Origin of the sequence: Chloroflexus islandicus, assembly GCF_001650695.1 — a bacterium.
GTDB lineage: Bacteria > Chloroflexota > Chloroflexia > Chloroflexales > Chloroflexaceae > Chloroflexus > Chloroflexus islandicus.
Window position 1 is genome coordinate 21,370 of the sequence record NZ_LWQS01000047.1, and the last position, 19,865, is coordinate 41,234.

Annotated in this window: 11 protein-coding genes; 6 read left to right on the top strand and 5 right to left on the bottom strand. The window is 58.8% G+C overall.

What is annotated here, in order from left to right; genetic code table 11:
- Positions 1-64: 64 nt before the first annotated feature.
- The 3 genes from A6A03_RS08175 to A6A03_RS08185 all read left to right on the top strand — a co-directional run bounded on the left by A6A03_RS08175 (position 65) and on the right by A6A03_RS08185 (position 8,280).
- A complete protein-coding gene (locus A6A03_RS08175) occupies positions 65-2,629 on the top strand; it encodes a VWA domain-containing protein (protein ID WP_066786188.1) in 2,565 nt (854 codons plus the stop codon).
- A gap of 129 nt (positions 2,630-2,758) precedes the next feature.
- Complete coding sequence (locus tag A6A03_RS08180) at positions 2,759-5,386, top strand: hypothetical protein (RefSeq protein WP_066786190.1); 2,628 nt, start codon at positions 2,759-2,761, stop codon at positions 5,384-5,386.
- Between the two features lie 161 nt (positions 5,387-5,547).
- Positions 5,548-8,280 (top strand): phosphoenolpyruvate carboxylase, encoded by a 2,733-nt coding sequence (locus tag A6A03_RS08185; RefSeq protein WP_066786198.1) that lies wholly within the window; start codon positions 5,548-5,550, stop codon positions 8,278-8,280.
- Positions 8,281-8,466: 186 nt separating this feature from the next.
- On the opposite strand, the gene A6A03_RS08190 is transcribed toward A6A03_RS08185, so the two are convergent.
- The 4 genes from A6A03_RS08190 to A6A03_RS08205 all read right to left on the bottom strand — a co-directional run bounded on the left by A6A03_RS08190 (position 8,467) and on the right by A6A03_RS08205 (position 14,015).
- The gene (locus A6A03_RS08190; protein WP_066786201.1) at positions 8,467-9,354 is read right to left on the bottom strand and encodes a VOC family protein; all 888 of its coding nucleotides are present in this window, start codon (positions 9,352-9,354) and stop codon (positions 8,467-8,469) included.
- A 456-nt stretch (positions 9,355-9,810) separates the two neighbouring features.
- Positions 9,811-10,176 (bottom strand): SaoD/DsrE family protein, encoded by a 366-nt coding sequence (locus A6A03_RS08195; protein ID WP_066786205.1) that lies wholly within the window; start codon positions 10,174-10,176, stop codon positions 9,811-9,813.
- Between the two features lie 60 nt (positions 10,177-10,236).
- A complete protein-coding gene (zigA, locus tag A6A03_RS08200; RefSeq protein WP_066786208.1) occupies positions 10,237-11,469 on the bottom strand; it encodes a zinc metallochaperone GTPase ZigA in 1,233 nt (410 codons plus the stop codon).
- A 917-nt stretch (positions 11,470-12,386) separates the two neighbouring features.
- Positions 12,387-14,015, bottom strand: coding sequence for an aspartate:alanine exchanger family transporter (locus A6A03_RS08205; RefSeq protein ID WP_066786211.1), 1,629 nt, complete (start codon positions 14,013-14,015; stop codon positions 12,387-12,389).
- A gap of 119 nt (positions 14,016-14,134) precedes the next feature.
- Here A6A03_RS08205 and A6A03_RS08210 point away from each other — a divergent pair, with 119 nt between their 5' ends.
- The 3 genes from A6A03_RS08210 to A6A03_RS08220 all read left to right on the top strand — a co-directional run bounded on the left by A6A03_RS08210 (position 14,135) and on the right by A6A03_RS08220 (position 18,885).
- Positions 14,135-14,452: a metal-sulfur cluster assembly factor gene (locus tag A6A03_RS08210; protein WP_066786214.1), complete on the top strand. Its 318-nt coding sequence runs from the start codon at positions 14,135-14,137 to the stop codon at positions 14,450-14,452.
- A 114-nt stretch (positions 14,453-14,566) separates the two neighbouring features.
- Positions 14,567-15,298, top strand: coding sequence for an amino acid hydroxylase (locus A6A03_RS08215; protein WP_066786220.1), 732 nt, complete (start codon positions 14,567-14,569; stop codon positions 15,296-15,298).
- Between the two features lie 146 nt (positions 15,299-15,444).
- Positions 15,445-18,885: a sensor histidine kinase gene (locus A6A03_RS08220; RefSeq protein WP_245668909.1), complete on the top strand. Its 3,441-nt coding sequence runs from the start codon at positions 15,445-15,447 to the stop codon at positions 18,883-18,885.
- Between the two features lie 75 nt (positions 18,886-18,960).
- On the opposite strand, the gene A6A03_RS08225 is transcribed toward A6A03_RS08220, so the two are convergent.
- A complete protein-coding gene (locus A6A03_RS08225; RefSeq protein WP_066786222.1) occupies positions 18,961-19,800 on the bottom strand; it encodes a YecA family protein in 840 nt (279 codons plus the stop codon).
- Positions 19,801-19,865: the final 65 nt, after the last annotated feature.

Consider the following 19,865-nt stretch of genomic DNA (forward strand, 5'->3'; position numbering starts at 1 on the left):
GGTCCGTCGCCGTATCATCAAAGCTCCAGCACGAGCATGGCAACGCAGCAAATGGAGGAAATCAATGGCAACGAAACGAACAAAAGTGCAACATCAGCTACGACGGGCACGCGGGCAGAGTATTCCACTGCTGGCCCTGATGATTGTCGTGCTCGTCGGCATGGTGGCGTTGTCGGTTGACGTCGGGCGCACCTTCTCTGAAGAGCGCCGCGCTGTCGCCGCCGCGAACGCCGCTTCACTGTCGGCGATGAATACGTATGTGCGCCGGCCAGCCGGTACGACGAATACCGTCATCTACGACTCGATCGTTAATTCATTGCGCTCGAATGGGATTGACATCGAAAACAATCCCAATATTCGCATGGAGGCCTATTACCTGAATGCGCGCGGCGAGCCGATCGAGGGTGGTGCGCTCATTACCCGCAACGGTACGGTGGCGCCAGATAATGTCGCGTATATTCAGGTCAACCTTGAAGGCGACGTTGATACCTTCTTCGCCCGGGTCGTCAATCAAAATCAGTTGCCGATCGCGGCGACTGCGTATGCCGGCACCTGCCCGCCGACTGACGGCGTGTATCCGATCGGCGTGAGTAATGAGTATCTGAGCGGCAACGAATTCCGCAGCCGTGACTCAAATGGCGATGGCGTGCCTGACAATAACTGGACGCGCCTGACCAGCGGGACGTACCGCGGCTTTACCAAGATGCGGCTCTACCCGACCGATGGCAATCAACCCGGCCAATTCGGCTGGCTGCGCTGGCTTGATGGCCGTGGCGCCAGTGGCGCGAATGCGAACAGCAACCAAGAATTGGCGCTGGCGTTGACTGGTACTGGCACCCTCTCGCGCGGTTTCATGGAGGTGACGCCGTGGCCGGCCACCAATCTGCCTCGCCCGGAAAACTATCCGGAGCGGCCCGGTGAGCTGAACGTCGGTGACTGGGTGTACGGCAGTTCAGGTTATAACAATAGCAATGAACTGCGTAATGCGCTGGATGCGCATGTTGCCAACGGCACCCGGATGGTGCTGCCAATCTACGATGTGGCGGTGGGTCAAGGCTCGAACGCTGCCTTCCGCGTGGTGCGCTTTGGTCTGTTTGTGTTGGCCGAGTACGGTCAAGAGCGTGGCAAGCCCTACTTCGATTTTATCTTCCTCGGTGATCCGAACCGGCAAGGCACCGCCTGCTCGGCGACGCCGCCGCCGCCGGAGGATGCGAATATTGTCCGCCTGACCGGCAGCGTCGAGTTGTGGCCGGAGTACCAGATTATCAATACCTTCCGCCGCCCGGTGCAGTATGTGGTGGTGCTGGACGTGTCTGGCTCGATGAACCTGAATTTCTATGGGCAAGGCTATTTGAATGGTCGCCCGGCGCAGTGCGCTAGTGGCCCGGCCGGATCGCCGCCGCCAAACCCGAACTGCAACGGTTCGCCGACCTATGCGTGGCAGCCACAGTCAGAACGGATTATCTACGTGGCGAAAGAAGCGATCCGCTTGCTGATCGAGCAGACGAATATGCCGGGTAATCCCAACTACAATCCTAATCAGCCGATCGATCAGATGGCATTGGTCTGGTTTAATGCTGATATCCCAACAACCAATCAGTTCCCGTTCAGTTCAAATCCGGCGGCACTGAAGCAAGCCGTGCTAGATGCGGGCAAGACGAACAATAGCCCGTATCTGACCCAAGGCGGTACGAACGGCGCTGGCGCGATCTACCGGGCGGGTCAGTTGTTGCAGAATGCGCCGACGACCACCAATCAATTGGGCCGTGAGTGGGTCTATCGCCGGGCTATCATCTTCGTGACCGATGGTGTGTCCAATATCTTCTTCGACACGACCAAGTCAACCTTGAACGGTGGTCAAAGCAATTCCAACACCTACCCGCAAGGCCACTTCTGCCGCTCGTTGGGCAGCAAGGTGACTGATAATGCGGAATGCCAGACCACCGAGGTTGGCGGTACCTATCGCACTGGTAATCGGACGTTTGATCGACCGATTACCCAGATGGTGCAGAACGCGAATGCGATTAAATCGAACCAGTCGATCCAGACCGATATCTATGTGCTGGCGCTGACGGCGATTCCGCCGACGGGTCTGCGTGATGGCGTTGCGACGACGCCGCGCCACTTCTATATCGCCGATACGTTAGAGCGTGGGGCGGATGGTCTGAATAACGTTGACCGGATCATGCTGGCGATTAATGCTGAGTTGGAGCGGTCGCCGTGTATGAGCGGCAGCGACGGTGAATGGCGCGGCACTATTCCGGGCAATCACTTCCAGTCGGTTGGCGGTCTGCGGTACCCGAATGTTGGCGAGGTTATCCTGCAAGATATCACGACCAACAGTGTCTATCGGACGCCGATCGTGGCTGGCACCGATGGCCGGGTGCGCTATACCTTCGAGGAGATCCCGCGGGGTACCTACCGCATGCAGGCCTATCTCTTCTATCGCCACCCGCTCGATCCGCCGACGGCCCAGCCGCGGATGTACAGCCAGATCTTTACTGGTGGTTCTAGCCAGTCGGATATGGTCGTTGTCCTCGATCCATCCTCTCAGGCCGGGTTTATTTCGACGGTTGAACAGAATCTGCGCTTGCGCCTCGATGGCAATGTGTGCGCAGTAAGCAATTAGGACGCTGCACAATGCCCTCTCCCGTTGTGGGAGGGGGCATTGTGTCTCGGTACGATGCGGTGGTATAGTGTAGAGTGCGCCGGCGTGATACCGGCGTAACGCTTCCACTAAGCTCCGGGGAGGTTTTCGATGATGTTGAGTTCTCGCTTACGCCGCCCCTTTGCCCTGTTGGCAGCGTTGGCGTTGTTGGCGTTGCTGCTGCCGGCATGGCCGCCGGCGCCGGCGCGCGCACTAACGGATGAAGTCGGCACTGAACAGATCATCGATAATACGCAGGCTGAGTTTGCCAGTGGCACGTTCCAGCGCACGGTGGTGTCGGCGGCGCCGTTGTCACCTACTGCGCCGGATGTTACCGGTGCGATTGAGCTCGCGCCGGTTGGTAAGCTCAACCGCAATAACTGGCGCGATCCCCTCGCTCGCTTGCCCCAACCGCTGAGCGATGCGCCGGTGGTGGCGTTAGGTCGCTATCTGTTTGTGATTAGCGGTGCGACTAACTCGGCCGAGCAGGGCGCGAATCGTTCACCCTATATCTATCGCGGGGTCGTCAACCAAGCGACTGGTTCGCTCGAAACGCGTACTCCGGTACCTCCCGGCAATGATGTCTTCACAGCGTTCAACATCCCGGCAGTTGAACCCGGTCCACAATGTCCGGATCGCATCCCGATAGCCGGACGTTCGCGCGCCAGCGCGGTGGCGGTGCCGGCGACCGCTGGTTCTAATCTTGGCTATATCTTTATCGTCGGCGGCAGTGTGTACAATACCACCTGCCAAGATTTTGATTTCTCCACCAATGTTGTGCAGCGAGCTACTGTTGACGCCAATGGCAATATTGTCAGCACTGGCTGGAGCGCGCCAAACAACTGGCGGTTTCCGACCTTAGACGATGCCGGGAATATCATTACCAATCCAAACTCAGTCGATCTGCGGGGTGTGCAGAATCTGCAACTGGTGCATGTTCGTACCAGCACCGGCAATGACTTTATCTACGCGATCGGCGGCTTGAGCATCGCTCCTCTCCAGTTCTTGCGCGAAGAGACCTATCCCTACGTCTTCTATACGAAGGTTGACGCTACGAACGGCAATCTGGTGCATCCCACCAACCCTAGTTCGGCGACGGTTTGGGCAAGGTTAGCTGACCTGCCGTTTGAACTACACTCCGGCACCGCGATTGCTTCCTATGCTACCCGGCTGGAAGGGGGCGTACCGGTGCAAAAGGAGGCGATCTTCTTGCTTGGCGGTTGTACTAATTTCAATTGCACGACCTTGAATACCTCGATCCGGCGAGCTGATGTGAATCCAAATACCGGTGCGCTTACGTGGACGACGCTTGTTGGGCGTACTGGTGATACCACGCTGCCGATTAGCGTCAACATTCAGGGCCGCCAAGGCGTTACCGGTCTCAGCTTCAACAACCGCCTCTACTATGTGACTGGCTCTATCACATCCAACGCCGCCGGCGCAACGGCGACTATCCCGGTGGCTATCTATAACGACCAGTTTTTGCTAGAGGATTTGACCGGTAGTGGTGGCTACGTTGTCGGCACAGATGAAAATAACGATGCCATCCTCCCATCGCCGCACCGTCGTCTCAATGCGTCGGTCGCGATTGTGCCGGCTTTGCCGTCGCAAGATGGCACTGAGCCGCCAAATGCGGCATGGGTCTATGTGGTTGGCGGGTCGAATCAAGGAAACGAACCAACCGACACCATTTTTGTCGGCGGTGTCGGTGGCGTGACTGAGTCTGAGGGTACGAATCGCGCCTCAGAAGGCTGGTACTATTCGCAGCCATTCCCGGTGCTAACCGATGGCGAGACCTCACGCTTGCTAGCGATCAAGTGGTTTACCGATCTGAATCGGCCAGATACGAACCCTGAAGCCGATATTCGCATCCAGTTCCGTTCGGCGGTCACCAGCGGCACCTGTAGCGAAAGTGATTTTGATCCGTCAACGTCGTCTACAAATCCCGAGCGCTGGCGTGATCTCGATACCAATCCCGACCCGGTTTTGCGCTCGCTGCATGGCTTAAACAGCGTTCGCCTGATTAATGCCTTCCCCGGCGAGGAGATTCAGGCGACCTGTATGCAGTACCGGGCGCAGTTTATCCAAGATGCATCGTCGACGCCAGCTTCAAGAGCGTACTCGCCGAAGCTGTACTACTTTGCGGTCGAGAAGGTGGTGGCAGCAAGGCCCGATATCTTGATTGATACGTTTGAAGTCCAGACCAACAGCGGCAGTTTCACTAGGATTGCGTTGACGCTGCATAACTTGCGCCGGAATAATCCCGCTGCGACGCGCAGCGTGGCGGCGGCGACTAACGACGGAACCTTCTTCGTCGATCTCTGCATTGCCCGGCGCACGAATCCGGCAACCCCGGCTCTGACCGCAGTGCCGGCACCGGATCCGAATGCTGGCAATGCATTGCCTGCCTGTGCCACCGTGTCAGCGCAAGTGCCAAAGACCGCACTGGGGGTAGACGCAAGGTACACTGTGCCAATGAGTGGCGACTATGGTTGGTTTGATGCCCAAACCGGGCTGCCAGCCGACTGGAATGCGATTTTCGGCACGCCGGGTACGTATGATATCGGGATTGTAGTCGACTATAATGCATTGACCGGCGAGGATGCGCAGGGTCGGAGCAATAACCGTGGCGAGAATGTCTCGCCGCCGAATGGGATTATTCGCACCATAACGATCACTGCGCCACCTAGCCCTGAGCCAGACATTCGCAAGGTCTTTGTGCCGGTCATCTATAGGTAGGGCTCATAGACGGTAATCATCCGCGAACGCGCAAGGCGGGGCAGCCACGTTGGTTGCCCCGCTTTGCATGTTGGTTTCTAATGGTATGATATGCCCGGTTCATACGCGGCCATCATCGCAGTTGGCAGCGCTGGCGCGGCTCGAAGGAAAGGTCATTGCCAATGCAACCGTTTGATCAGACAAAGGTTGATCAAGATTTTAGCTTCTTGCTGAAGCATTTTCGTGCCGTCCTGAAACATGTGGGTGAACAGAGTGTGGCTGAGGCATTGCCATGGCTGCGGGCAGCGACTGACGATTCGGCAGTCTCAACCCGGTCGCTGGTGCGCGCGCTCGGCATTGCTTTCCAGTTGTTGAATATTGCCGAAGAGAATGCCGCTGTCCAACAACGGCGCATCGCCGATCGCGATCCGGAATTGCGTCCGGAGACGGGGCGTTGGCGGGATGCACTGCAAAAGTTGCAACGGGCCGGTTTGAGCGCCGCCGAGATTGCGGCTGAATTGCCTTCGATTGCGGTAGAACCGGTGTTGACGGCCCATCCGACCGAAGTGAAACGGGCGACGGTACTGGCGCATAATCGTGAGCTGTACCTGCTGATGGTGCGGCACGAGAGCCAGCGCTGGTCGCCGGCTGAACAGGCCGAGATCGAGGCCGAGATTGAGACGGTGCTCGAACGGTTGTGGCGCACCGGCGATATCTTTCTCAATAAGCCGGCGGTGCCGTCAGAAGTGCGCAATGTGCTGCACTATCTGGTGAATGTCTTCCCCGATGTGCTGCCAGTGCTCGATACCCAGTTGCGGTATGCGTGGTCGATGGCGGGGTTTGATCCGGCATTGTTGGCCGATCGCTGGCCGCGTCTGAGCTTTGGCTCATGGGTTGGCGGCGATCGCGATGGCCACCCCTTGGTGACGGCTGACATTACGGCGCAAACCCTGCAAGAGCTGCGGTTGCAAGCGTTGCGGTTGCTGCGCCGCCGGTTGCGGGCAGCCGCGAGCCATCTGAGTATTTCGGATATCTTATTCCCGCCGCCGGCCGGGTTAACGGCGCAGATCGAACGGTTGGCCGCTGGGTTGGGCGAACGCGGCCAGCGCGCGATTGCCCGCAACCCCAATGAACCGTGGCGGCAGGCGCTGAATCTAATGTTGGCGCGGCTGCCGATTGATGATTCGCCAGCGGAAGCGGCCCGGTTGGTTGATGAACCCGGCCGGTATCGCGATGCCGATGAGTTGCTGGTCGATCTGCGCGAGTTGGCCGGTTATCTGCGCGAGATTGGCGCCGATCGTCTCGCCGAGGCCGAAATTCGCCCGTTGATGCAACTGGTGCAAACCTTTGGCTTTCATCTGGCAACGCTTGATATCCGCCAAAACAGCCACTTCCACGATCGGGCGTTGGCCCAGTTACTGGCGGCAGCCGGTCTGCCGGCAGATGACTTGCTCGGCGGCGACCCTGAGCGGCGGCGGGCAATGCTCGAACGCGAAGTGGCCTCGCCGCGCCCGTTTGCCCATCCTGATACGCCGCTCGGCCCGGAAGCGGCGGCGGTGGTTGGGTGTTATCGGGTGCTGGCTGCCCATATCGCCCGTCACGGCCCTGCCGGTATTGGCCCGCTGATTATCAGTATGACTCGCGACGTGACCGATGTGCTGGTGGTGTACCTACTGGCCCGCGAGGCTGGATTGGCATGCGCCACGCCGGAGGGATTGGTGTGCCGGTTGCCGGTTGTGCCGCTCTTTGAGACGATCGAAGACCTTGAGCATAGCCCGCAGATTCTGGCCGATATTCTCGATCATCCGGTGACGCGGCGGAGCCTGATGGCGCAGGCGCATGGCGGCGAGTTGGTGCAGCAGGTGATGGTTGGTTATAGCGATAGCAACAAAGACGGTGGTATTCTGGCCAGCCAGTGGGCGCTTTACCGTGCGCAGCGGGCGATGGCCGAAGTGGGCCGGGCGCGAGGGGTGCGGATCCGCTTCTTCCACGGGCGCGGCGGTACCATCAGCCGCGGCGCCGGCCCGACCAACCGCTTTATCGCGATGTTACCGCCGGGGACGTTGAACGGTGATCTGCGCTTGACCGAACAGGGTGAAGTGATTGCGCAAAAATACGCCAACCGGTTGACCGCCGCCTACAATTTAGAGTTGCTTATTGCCGGCACCACCACCCATACCTTGCTACACCGCCAGCAGGCGCCAGAACCGCACCCGCTGGAACCGGTGATGGATTGGCTGGCCCAACAGGCGCACGCCGCCTACCGCGATCTGATCGAACGCGAAGGTTTCATCACGTTTTTCCGGCAGGCGACCCCGATCGATGTGATCGAGCAGAGCCGGATCGGTTCGCGACCAGCGCGGCGGACGGGGCAAGCGACGTTGGCTGATCTGCGCGCGATTCCGTGGGTCTTTAGCTGGAATCAATCGCGCTTCTACTTGCCGGGGTGGTATGGCGTGGGGAGTGCGCTCAGTGCGTTGCAACGAACTGATCCAGCCGCATGGCGCAAGCTGTGCGCCGAACAGTGGGATTGGCCGCTCTTGCGGTACCTCTTGGCAAACGTGGCAACCAGTTTGCAGACGGCCCACCGTCCGACGATGCATGCCTACGCCGAATTAGTGGAAGACGCCGGCATCCGCCAGCGCTTTCTCGATCTGATTGATGCTGAATTTGAGCGCACGGAAGCGGCGCTGACCGCCATTTTCGGCATGCCGCTGGCGCAACGGCGGCCACAGGTGGCCGTCACCTTGGCTCGCCGTCAAGCCGGGCTAGCGCCCTTGCATCGCCGCCAGATTGCGCTGATCCGGCAGTGGCGAGCGCAGCAGGCGGCCAATGATCCGGCTGCCGAAGAGACGTTGACCGATCTGTTGTTGTTGATCAATGCAATTGCCGCTGGCTTGCGCACGACCGGGTAACGATGCTGAACGCAGAGGGTGCAGAGGGGATAAACGCAAAGGCGCGAAGCACGCAGAGGGCGCAGAGGGTTGTATAAGGAATTGCCCAAGCGCACTTGGGATACCCTATCAGAATCTTAGCGTTCTTCGCGATCTCTGCGCCTTTGCGTTACATATCCTTTGCGCCTCTGCCCCCTCTGCGTCTTCTCAGGTAGCTGTCGTCAAGATAATCCTGTTCCCAAACGGATCAGAGCACTGCCAGCCCGTCTGTATTTGTTCATAGGCAATGCCGGCTGCGTGTACCCGTTCGAGCACAGAGGTCAACGCTGCCTGATCCGGCAGCACGATAGAGAACCAGCGCAAGCCAGTGGCGTTGGACGGCGCTGGCGGCGCACCTTCACCTTGCCATGTGTTGAGGCCAATATGGTGATGGTAGCCGCCAGCAGAAACCATTGCCATCCGAAACCGGCGCATAACGCCTTGGATATCAAAACCCAACACACCATGGTAGAACTGCACAGCCGCAGCGAGATCGGCGACATGGAGGTGAATATGGCCAATGCGGGTTGTTGGCGCCATTGGCGCAGACAGATCGTCGTTGGGGTGGAGTAAGGCAAAAAAGCTAGCCACATCGAGCGGTTCCCGGCCATCGCTCAGGCTGCCGTCGGCACGGCGGGCAAAAAAGATCTCATCATTCATCACAAAGACGCCATCTTCCGGCGAATCACAGTAGATTTCGATCCCGTTGCCGTCGGGATCAGCGAGGTAGGTAGCTTTCGTCATAATGTGATCGGTGGGCGCGTTGGGGTAGTGCGCGTAGAAGAGGCGAGCCAGCGCGCGCGCCAATTCGTGGCGGTCGGGTACCAGCAGAGCGAAATGGTAGAGGCCGCACACGCCACGGTAGCGGCGGGCATGGGGCTGCTGCTGCACAATGAGTAAATCGGCGCTGCCAACACCCAAATAGGCGGTGTTGCCGTCACGCCGATGCAAGCGTAACCCGATCAGACGTTGGTAAAAATCGAGTGACCGGTCGAGATCGGTGACGGTGAGTGCAACCGTGCCGATGTGGGTGGCCGGGTGAATGCTAGTGGGCATACACTTGCTCCGTAAAACGAGGTATGCAATATATACGTTGCATACTATCATACATTGTGAGGGTGGCTTGGGCCGAAAGGCAGGGGTGCTGCTTGGGGTGGCACTCATTTACGGCGATCGATGGTGAGTTTGTCTTGCAGAATGGGATCTATGTGCCGAAACAGGGGATAAAACATTATCGCAGCGGCGCAGAAGCGGAAAAGGCACGAAGGGTTTAACGCTAAAGGCGCGAAGCACGCAGAGGGCGCAGAGAATGATAAACGCAAAGGCGCGAAGCACGCAAAGGTCGCAAAGGGTTGTATAAGGAATTGCCCAAGCGCGCTTGGGATACCCTATAAGAATCTTAGCGTTCTTCGCTCCCTCTGCGCCTTTGCGTTTAAAATGCTTTGCGTTCTTCGCCCCCTCTGCGCCTTTGCGTTTGAAAGCCGTTGCGCCTCTGCCCCCTCTGCGCCGTTCCTATAACGTAATCACCTGATCAGGCGGGTTGCCAGCCAGCGCCGCGTAGAGATCGGGGAAACAACCAACCTGTACCCCGGCCACCGTGCCGGTCACGTGGCAATTGCCGGGTTCACCCACGGCCAACCCGCGTTCGAGCGCGCACTGGTCACACATCATCAACAAGATGCCTTGCTCGGCAGCGACTTTGGCCAGCCGCTCACCCATGGGGTCGCCGGCGCGCAGCAGGTAGGTGTTGTCGTCGAAGAAAAACATGCCGACGACCTGCGCGCCGTGGTTGCCGGCTTCGAGCTGGGGCAGAATCATCTTGCCGAGTTTGTAGCTGGCGGTGTGGCCGGAAGTGGCGAAGATGTACGCAACTTTCATGGTCTCTTGTCCTTTCGATGCAAAGAGGTTGTGAAATGGACGCGGTAATTGTACCGCACTTCACACCTCGCTGTCATCAACCGTAAAGACAACATCCCAACTGCCGAAGGGATCGGGCAGCGTTTCCCAGCCAGCCGGGCCAAGTGCCATCTCAGCATCGGTCAGCAAACAGGCCTCTAGCTGGGCGCGCAACGCCGTTTCGTCCATTTCTTGCCCGATCAGCACCAGCTCTTGGCGCCGATCACCCCACTGCGCGTCCCAGATCGCGGCTAGCGCCGCTTGTTCGGTGGGATCATCTGGTTGCTCATCGCTGGCGGCCCACCACCAGCCACCCGGTTCGATCCGGCAAGCGGCGCCGGCTTGCGACCAGATGCCGCATTGGTTCATGCGTGTCGCCAGCCAAAAGATGCCCTTCGAGCGCAACACTCCCGGCCATTCCTCGTGCAGCACATCCCAGAGGCGCTGCGGGTGGAAAGGCCGGCGCGCGCGGAAGACAAAGCTGCTGATCCCGTACTCTTCGGTTTCGGGAGTGTGCGCGCCGCGCAACTCTTGCAGCCATCCCGGCATTTGGGCGGCGCGCTCGAAACTGAAGAGACCAGTGTTGAGAATCTGGTCGAGCGGGACGTTTCCAAACGCACTACGAATGATGCGCGCGGCGGGGTTGAGTTTGCGCAAGAGGGCTTCAAGCCGGTCGAGATCAGCAGCGGCGACCAGATCGACTTTATTGAGCACAATCACGTCGGCAAATTCAACCTGCTCGATCAGCAGATCGCCGATGGAGCGATCGTCTTCGTCACCGGCGGCCAGATCGCGATCGCGCAACTCGTCGAGCGAGGCCAGATCGCGGGGGAAGTTGTACGCATCCACCACCGTCACCATCGTATCAAGGCGGGCAATCTCACCTAACGTTGCGCCATCAGGGCCGGGGAAGGTGAAGGTCTCGGCAACCGGCAGCGGCTCGGCAATCCCAGTCGACTCGATCAACAGATAGTCGAAGCGGCCTTCCCGTGCCAGCCGCGCTACTTCTAGCAGCAGGTCTTCGCGCAGCGTGCAACAGATACAGCCATTGGTCAGCTCAACCAACCGCTCTTCGGTGCGGCTGAGCGCCGCTTCACCGGCGCGTACCAATTGCGCGTCGATGTTGATCTCGCTCATATCGTTGACGATCACCGCCACGCGCAGACCGGCGCGGTTGGCCAGCACATGATTGAGCAGGGTGGTCTTGCCGCTGCCGAGAAAGCCAGAGAGCACCGTCACCGGCAAGGGTTGGGATAGAGAAGGGTGTTGGCTCATGATGATACAAGGTATTAACTATTTCAGGCGAAAAGAGATGCCGCTCCGAGCGGCAATGCACCAAAATGATACCTTATATCAAAAAGGTTGTCAAGTGAGATCTGTGTGGTGGGCGGCAGGGTGACAAATAAGGTGTTCAAGCGTGCTGCTAAACGCTGGAACGCATATCATACTGGCAAGGTATGGAGTGCGGCAGTCAACCTGCCGCACGCCATAAGCGGCTATCGCTGGGTGTTACACAGGGTTGTTAAGCGAGCGACATCCGGCTGAGCGCATGTCATGCTGGCAACGTGTGGAGTGCGGCAGTTTAACGGCCGCATTCCATAAGAGACTCTCCCTGCGTATCACATGCGGCAGGGTGACAAATCAGGTGTTTCAGCGTGCTGCTAGACGCTGGAACGCATATTACGCTGGCAACGTATGGCGTGCGGCAGTTTGACTGTCGCGCGCCATAAGCGGCTATCGCTGGGTGTCAAACAGAGTTAAGCGAGCGACATCCGGCTGAGCGCATATTGGGCCGGCATCGTGGTTGAGGGGCAGGCTGTAGTCGAGCACAACTGTTGATCGCTATACGATGACTCAACACCCGGCTCTCCACGCCCCTCTCCCGCGCCAGCGGGAGAGGGGCTGGGGGTGAGGGCGAAACGGTGCGTTGCAACGCCATAAATCACATCTACGTTTATCCGTTCTGTCCGCTGAAGGGATCGTATGGCGTGCGGCAGTTTGACTGCTGCATTCCATAGAAGACTCTCACTGGGTGTTAAATGCGGCAGGGTGACAAATCAGGCGCTTAAGCGTGCTGCTAAACGCTGGAACGCATATCATACTGGCAAGGTATGGAGTGCGGCAGTTTGACTGCCGCACTCCATAAGAGACTTAAATGAGCAGTTTGATAGCTGCACCCCATTTTGCCCCGCTCAGCCGGCGCCGAGCAGCAATTGGGCCAGAATAATCTTGACGATCGTGGCCGTCGGATACACCATCGCATAGCCGATATTGGGCGCTTCGTTGCCGGTCTGTTCGTTGGCGAAGGCCAGCACGGCGGGTTGGGTCTGTAAACCGGCCAGCATGCCGGCCAGCAGGCTAAACGGAATCTTGAGCAGCTTGTAGCCGATGAAGAGGGTGGCGAAGGCGACGGGGACGGTAATCAGCGCGCCGCCGAGGAAGAGTAGCAAGCCGTTGCCTTGGGTGAGGGTGGTGACGAAGCTGTAGCCGGATCGGGTGCCGACGCCAGCGAGGAAGAGGGTCATGCCAACTTGACGTAAAGTAAGATTAGCACTGTAGGGCAGGCTCCAGACGATCGGGCCGGTGCGTCCGCGCCAACCGAGAAAGAGGGCTACAATCAGCGGCCCGCCGGCCAAGCCAAGCGAGAAGCTACCGCCGCCGGGAAGCGGGAATGGGATCAGACCAACCAGCATGCCGAGCGCCATGCCCAACCCCAACGAGACCACATCAACCTCGGCTAGCGAACGGTACGAGTCGCCGAAGAAATGAGTCACGCGCTCCATATTGTCGCGCTGGGTGACAACCCGCACCCGATCGCCAAGCTCAAGGGTGGTGTCGCCGTGGGGCAAGATCTCGGCGTCACCACGGCGGATACGGGTAATCACGGCCCCCATCACCGAAGGCAGATGCAAGTCACGCAACGGCACCCCCACCACTGCCGGATTCGAGACAAAGATGCGGCGGTAATCAAGGGTGTGCCGGTCGAGTTCGAGTTGTTCGGGGTTCGGTTCGCCCAAGGCCGCGGTGACACGCTCGACGGCTTCGGGTGAACCGACGATATTAATCAGATCGTCGGGCGCGAGCTGGGCCAAGCCGGTGGCTAGCTCAATCTGGCCGTTGTGTTGGTGGCGGCTAAAGATCACATTCCACTTATTTTTCTTGACCAATTCGGCGATGGTTTGGCCGGCCACAGCCGGATTGGTTACGCGGATGGTACGGTTGATCAGATGCTCGCCCACGGCGCCGAGTTCGCGCAATTGTTGGGATTCGCGCTCGAAATCCACGCGCCAGAGCCGGCGGGTGAGGTAGATGGCAAGGATCATGCCCAGCACGCCGACAGGGTAGGCGACGGAATAGCCGACCACCGGTTCGGCGCGCAATGCCTCATCGGCGCCAAGTTGGGTGAGTTGCTCGATCACGGCAGCCAGCGCCGGCGTGTTGGTTAAACTGCCAGCGAACAGACCGGCGGTCTGCGCGCCGTTGATCCCAAGGATGGCGCGGATCAGGAGGGCCATCCCGGCGGCGGCGACCAGCACACCGCCGATAAACAGGTTGTTGCGCAACCCGCGCCGGCGCAGCGAGTTGATGAAACCGGGGCCGCTACTGAGACCAACGGTGTAGACAAAGATTACCAGACCCAGTAGGTAGATAATGTCAGGCAGACGTAGACGCTGGTCGATTGCGCCGAAAGCCAGCCCAACAAAGAGCACGGCGGCTACGCCAAGGCTGACGCCGCCGATGCGGATGCGCCCGATGAGGTAGCCGATCGCCGATACGGTAAAGAGAAGAAGGAGCGGGTTGCCTGCCAGAATGTCAATCATACAGTTGCTCGCTTCGTGAAGCGTGATCAGACTGGGATCACGCTGGTCATACTCTCGTCACATTCCGCCGTGTATGGTATCATGCACGTGTCAACGCACGGTTAAGAAAGAGGGATCGTATGATTACCGAAGACATGGTGCGCGCGGCGCTGAAGAATGTGATTGACCCCGAGATTGGCCTTGATGTGGTGAATCTCGGTCTTGTGTACCGGGTCGATATTCTCGACGGCGGGAAGACGGTCGATATCGATATGACACTGACCACGCCGGCTTGTCCAGCGGGGCCGCAGATTCTGCAGCAGGCCCAGCGGGAAGTTATGGCGTTGAAAGAGGTCTACAAAGAGCTGGAAAACGTCAAGATCAATCTGGTGTGGACGCCCTTCTGGAATCCGTCGATGATGTCGGAAGAGGCGCGGGAAGAGTTAGGATTTTTCTAATGATGAATAACCCTGTTCGTGCATAGATGCTGTGTGGTGGAACGGGCGGCAAGCATTGGGCGACGCTTGCCGCTCGTTTTCAATAAACGCTATGCAATACAAGGAGGTATTGCCATGCCTGCCATCGCCCCGCCTGCACTGCCGGCCTATACCGAAGAAGATCATGCGGTCTGGGCAACGCTCTGCGCTCGCCAAGTCCCCCGGCTTGAACGGTACGCCTGCCGTCTGTTCCGTGAAGGATTTCGCCAGCTCAACCTCGATCTCAACCGTCTGCCTGATCCGGCGCAGGTGAGCGAGCGGTTAGCCAGCTTCACCGGTTGGACGCTATGCGACGCGCAGAACGAGTATCTCAACCCAACCGAGTGGTTCGAGCACATTGCCGAGCGGCGCTTCCCGGTGACCAACTATATCCGGCGTATGGATGAGCTGGATTTCACGCCGATGCCGGATCTCTTTCACGAATACATCGGCCACCTCGCCTTCTTTACCGACCGGCGCTTTGCCGAGATTGCGCAAGCGTTCGGCCCGCTCTACTTTGCCGGCGACGAACGGCAGCGGCTGGAGATTGCCCGGTTGTGGTGGTATAGCATCGAGTTCGGCTTGATCCGTGAAGATGGCGAGTTGCGCGCGTTTGGCGCCGGTTTGCTTTCGTCAATTGGTGAACTCGATCATGCGTTTGCGCCGGATACACCGCGGGAGCCGTTCGATATCCGGCGGGTCGCGAACACACCCGGCGCGGCGTATGCGATGCATGAAACCTACTTTATTTTGGAGGATCTGGAACACGTGGCAGCCATCTTGCGCGCATACGCGGCGATGGAAGGGTTGCCGCCGGTAGCGGTGTGATGGCTCTTCTTGGCGAAGCAAGGCGTAGGAAGCGCGAGTGATACGTCACCCTTTCTGCGCCTTGCTTGTTGTCAATGTTTTGTCAGTTTCACCGCTGCCAAAACGCAGTACAATACCAATGCGGTAGTGATCAGTGGAGTTTTGCTATGGTTGGGGTTGCGCAGATGAGTTCGCCTGAGTGGTTCTCCGTCGTTGCGGCGATCACTGATGCGCAACACCTTGGCGAGCTGGAAAGCGCGGCGCTGAACGCGCTCAAACGAGCGTTGCCGCGGCATCAGGTGTCGCTACGGTGGGTAGGTCAAGACGAGCCTGAGCCGGGTATGACGGTGCGGGTGCTGGGAGAGGTTGATCAATTCGGCTGGTTGCTCATCCATCCGGCTGAACTGACGCCAGCCGAAGCTGAGGCCTTACAGACGATTGAACGATTGATCGTTGCTGGCTATGAGCGAATGCTGCGCCGTTCAGGCCGGAAGGGTTTGCGGCAGCGCTTGCGCTTTGAGATCGAAGTCCTCCGCGATAGCGATGATCCCGATCTGATTTGCCGCCAATTTGGCCAAGTGCTGAGCGAACTGATCGCGTTACCGGTCAATCTTGGCGTTGTCGTGCCGATCCGGTCAAGCGCGTGGCTTGAATTGATGGCGCAGTACCGCGCGCAGCCAGACGATGGCGCCGATAAGCAACGGTTTTGGCCGGTCGATACCGACCTCAGTAGTGTGGTGATCAAGCTAGGCGTACCGATTAGTTCGGTTGCCTATCTCGATGACTGTGCCCGTTACGATGTACGCCCCCATCCCGATCATCAAACCCCGGAAACAGCGCCGAGCTATTGGGTTGGTTCGCCGATCCGTTTCGCCGGCGAGACGCTTGGCGCAGTGTACGTCTGTATGACAACCACTACAGCACTGGACGAAACGCAGCGGCAAACCGTCAATGAAGCGGCGTATTATGCCGGCTACTTGCTGCGGCCGATTATCTTGCGGCGCGTAGCGCAGCGCGCACAGGAGCAGCGGGCGGCTTGGATGGAGCTGGTCGCCGCCAGTGCGTATGTGGTGAATCCCGATCGAGCCTTGCAAACGATGCTCGATGCGAGCTGCCGCCTGCTTGACGTAGACGGAGGAGGATTGTTTATCTATGATGAAGCGCAGAACGACTTGGTCTTCCGTTATGTCTTCGGCAATCAGTCGCATAAACTGATCGGTTTCCGGGTTCCCTTGACGCACGGCATTATCGGCCAATCGTTTACCACCGGCAAGCCGGTGATCGTCAATGATGCCAGCCAAGATCCGCGGCGTAGTTATACGGTTGATCGCGTCATTGGCATCACTTGCCACAACCTCATCAATGTGCCATTTACAACGCCGGCTGGGGTACGGGTCAATGTGCAATACATCAATCGGCAGGGTGGTGCGCCGTTTCTCGAAGCTGACATTGAACAGATCAATGCAGTGGCTGGCCTGATGGGTCAGATGATCGATCGTGCCCAGCAGCTCGCGAACGTTGAGACCGGCATTATCCGCCAGATGCGTGATCTGGATCGGTGGAATGCCGATCTGCGGTCGGTGTTAGCGCTCAATCGCGAGTTGTTAAGCGCCGCATCGCAAGAACAGCTCTTCCGGTTGATTATCGACACCATCAGCCAACGCATGCAGTTTCTGGGTGCGGCCCTCTTTGTCAATCGCCGCGAGCATAGCGTTCACCCCATGCTTGAATGCGTGGCGGCAACAGGTGGGTTGGCCGGCGAGTTTCCGCTCGGCACGTATCTGGCGGCCGGACGGTTAGATGTCTTGGTGAATGAGTGGTCGTTTGGCGAGCACTGTTTCTTGCTGAACCGGCGCAGCCCGACCTTTGCCGTATTGTTCGATCTGCCGCCGCCGCCCAATGGGCAGCGGATCGAAATTGGCTTGAACCAGTGGGACACTGATGATTTGCTGGTGGTGTTGTTGCGCGCCGCTAACCGTGAAGTGCAGGCGGTGTTGCTGCTCGATCAACCGGTGAGCGGGCAACGGCCGGCGATGGCTGATCTGCAAGCGTTGACTGTTTATGCCAGCATTGCCGGCGCAGCGATTGATATGGCGCTGTTGCGCGATCGCCAGCAGCGGAGCCTTGAACGTTTGACCGCCCTCAATGGGTTGGGGATGGTGATCCACTCGCAGTCGCTGCCGCAGCCGCAAGTCTTGGAAATGACGGCGCGGGGCATGGTCGAGATCGTCAGCGCCAAATGGGCGCAGATTGTGCTATTTGACGCAGACTGTGATGAGCTGCGGATCGAGCGCACGATCGGCGCCTGCTCATTGAGCCACGATGTGGTGATCACGCTTGCCCGGCGCGCAATCATCAACCGGCGGCCTGTCTTCCGGTCGGCGACAACGGTCGCGCTGCCGTTACGCGGCACTCAGCGCGTGATTGGCGTGATGGTGATTGGCGGCGATCGCGCCCTCGATTCGGCCGATATCGAAATGTTGATGTTATACGCCACCCAAACGGCGATTGCGATTGAGAGCATGCGTTTGTTGGAAGAGGTGCGGCGCGGGCGTGATAATCTGGCCCGGATTATGGCGGCGGTCGAAGATGGTTTGCTGCTGTTCGCAGCCAATGGCACGGTGATCGTCGCCAACGAGGCGTTCGCGCGTTTGGCGCATACCGCCGAATGGTTGCCGCCGCTCCAGCGGATCGATGGGTTGTCGATTCATGAACTGCTCGATCAGTGGGCCGCCCAGCGATTGCTCGATCCAACGACCGTAGCTCATCTGCAACGCTGGCTCACGGCAGCCGGCGCGACGGGTGAGTTGGCCGGCAGTGATGGCGTCTTTGCGTGGACATTAACGCAGGCGAGCGATTTGGCGGCAGGTCACGCACAGACGTTTCTGCTGACCATCCGTGATGTTACTGCGGCGAAAAAGGCCGAGCGATTGCGGGCCGATTTAACGCACATGGTGATTCACGATCTGCGCCAGCCACTAACCAGTATTATGCTGGCCTTCGAGCAGTTGATGAGTGAATTGGGCGATCTCTTGACGGAACGCCAGCAACAGGCGGTACGCATTGGCCAGAACAGCGCCCGGCAATTGCTCAATCTGGTGAATACGATGCTCGACATTGGCCGGCTCGAGAGCGGCCAAATGCCGCTTGATCGCGAACCGTTGCCGATCGAGAACTTGATCGAGCGCGTGATTGATCCGTTAATGATCCAAGCACAACTGAAGGGTGTGAAGGTATTGCGGCGGATCGATCCGCAGGTGCGCATGCTTTTTGCTGATAGCGCGATTATTGCGCGGGTGCTGCAAAATTTGCTGGACAATGCCCTGAAATTCAGCCCGCCTCATAGTACGATTACGGTTGAGGTCAAGGTGGCGCCGGCCAATGGCCCTGATCAGACGGTCAGCTTTTCTGATGAGTTAACGGTATCCATCCCCGGTGATCGGGTAGCGCACATTGTGGTGCGCGATCAAGGGCCGGGGATCCCGCCGGAAGATCAAGAGCATATCTTTGAACGGTTTAGCCAAGCTGGCCGCTGGCGGAGTGAAGGCAGCGGGTTGGGATTGGCGTTCTGCCGGTTGGCGGTTGTGGCGCATCAAGGATCGATTTAGGTGGAGAGTGAACTAGATCGCGGCAGCGCGTTTCATTTCACGCTGCCGCTGGCTGAGATTCGGGGTGAGTGACAGCTACGCACCGAGCAGTTGTTGGCGAGTCTCGGCAATGTAGCGTTGCAATCGTTCGGGATCAGGCTTGTCGGTGGGCAGGATCAAGATAAAATGGCTCCAGATCTCTGAGCGATCGCGCAACAGATCGAGCCAGCCGGCGTCTGGATGGTCGCGGCGGAATGCTTCGAGATGGACATCGGCGAATGTGCGCAACGGTTCGGCGGTGTCAGGCGTGAGGTGGGCAGCCGGGCCGGCGAGGTAGTAGTTGGGTTGGCTGCTGCCGATCGGCGTATCAACTGGCACGAGATGGCCAACGATCACCTCATCGAGCTCGAGGCGCAGCGAGGCATGGCTGTCAGCCAAGATGACGAGATCGCCGGTCAAGAGGTCGCGCAGATTGGCGCCGGCGTTGGGCCGCAGCCGCTCGACGCGGTAGGGTCGTAACCGCACATCAACCCACGTTGGTAACAATTGGCGCTCAAGGTCGCCGAGATCGCTCTGATCCAGATTCGCCGCCAGTCGGGTGACCAAGGTGTGACCATCGGCTTGACGGTAATCAAACGCAAACCAGACCATAAACCGGTCGGCGCCGTAGCCTTCGCGTTCGTTTAATTCGGCCAACTGCTCAAACTGATACCGCCCGTTCCAATAGCGATCAAACGCAGTGCGGAGATCGACGGGGTCGGCCTCGGTTGCGAGGTTCAACAGACGCTGGAGCACATTGTCTTGGGCGTTGCGCAAGCGCAACTGCTGGCTGCGCCATTCTTCTTCTTGACGTAAGTGACAGTCTTTGTATTTACGGCCGCTGCCGCAGTAACAGGGATCGTTGCGGCCGAGTTTGGGCGCTCCGGGTCGAGCCATACGCTATCTCCCCTTTGTGATCAAAATAAACCGCCTGATGATAAACGCAAAGGCGCGAACGCGCA

Excerpts from the sequence above, each read along its gene's own strand:
- A6A03_RS08175 (WP_066786188.1), top strand. The coding sequence starts at position 65 with ATGGCAACGAAACGAACAAAAGTGCAACATCAGCTACGACGGGCACGC.
- A6A03_RS08180 (WP_066786190.1), top strand. The coding sequence starts at position 2,759 with ATGATGTTGAGTTCTCGCTTACGCCGCCCCTTTGCCCTGTTGGCAGCG.
- A6A03_RS08185 (WP_066786198.1), top strand. The coding sequence starts at position 5,548 with ATGCAACCGTTTGATCAGACAAAGGTTGATCAAGATTTTAGCTTCTTG.
- A6A03_RS08190 (WP_066786201.1), bottom strand. The coding sequence starts at position 9,354 with ATGCCCACTAGCATTCACCCGGCCACCCACATCGGCACGGTTGCACTC.
- A6A03_RS08195 (WP_066786205.1), bottom strand. The coding sequence starts at position 10,176 with ATGAAAGTTGCGTACATCTTCGCCACTTCCGGCCACACCGCCAGCTAC.
- zigA (WP_066786208.1), bottom strand. The coding sequence starts at position 11,469 with ATGAGCCAACACCCTTCTCTATCCCAACCCTTGCCGGTGACGGTGCTC.
- A6A03_RS08205 (WP_066786211.1), bottom strand. The coding sequence starts at position 14,015 with ATGATTGACATTCTGGCAGGCAACCCGCTCCTTCTTCTCTTTACCGTA.
- A6A03_RS08210 (WP_066786214.1), top strand. The coding sequence starts at position 14,135 with ATGATTACCGAAGACATGGTGCGCGCGGCGCTGAAGAATGTGATTGAC.
- A6A03_RS08215 (WP_066786220.1), top strand. The coding sequence starts at position 14,567 with ATGCCTGCCATCGCCCCGCCTGCACTGCCGGCCTATACCGAAGAAGAT.
- A6A03_RS08220 (WP_245668909.1), top strand. The coding sequence starts at position 15,445 with ATGGTTGGGGTTGCGCAGATGAGTTCGCCTGAGTGGTTCTCCGTCGTT.
- A6A03_RS08225 (WP_066786222.1), bottom strand. The coding sequence starts at position 19,800 with ATGGCTCGACCCGGAGCGCCCAAACTCGGCCGCAACGATCCCTGTTAC.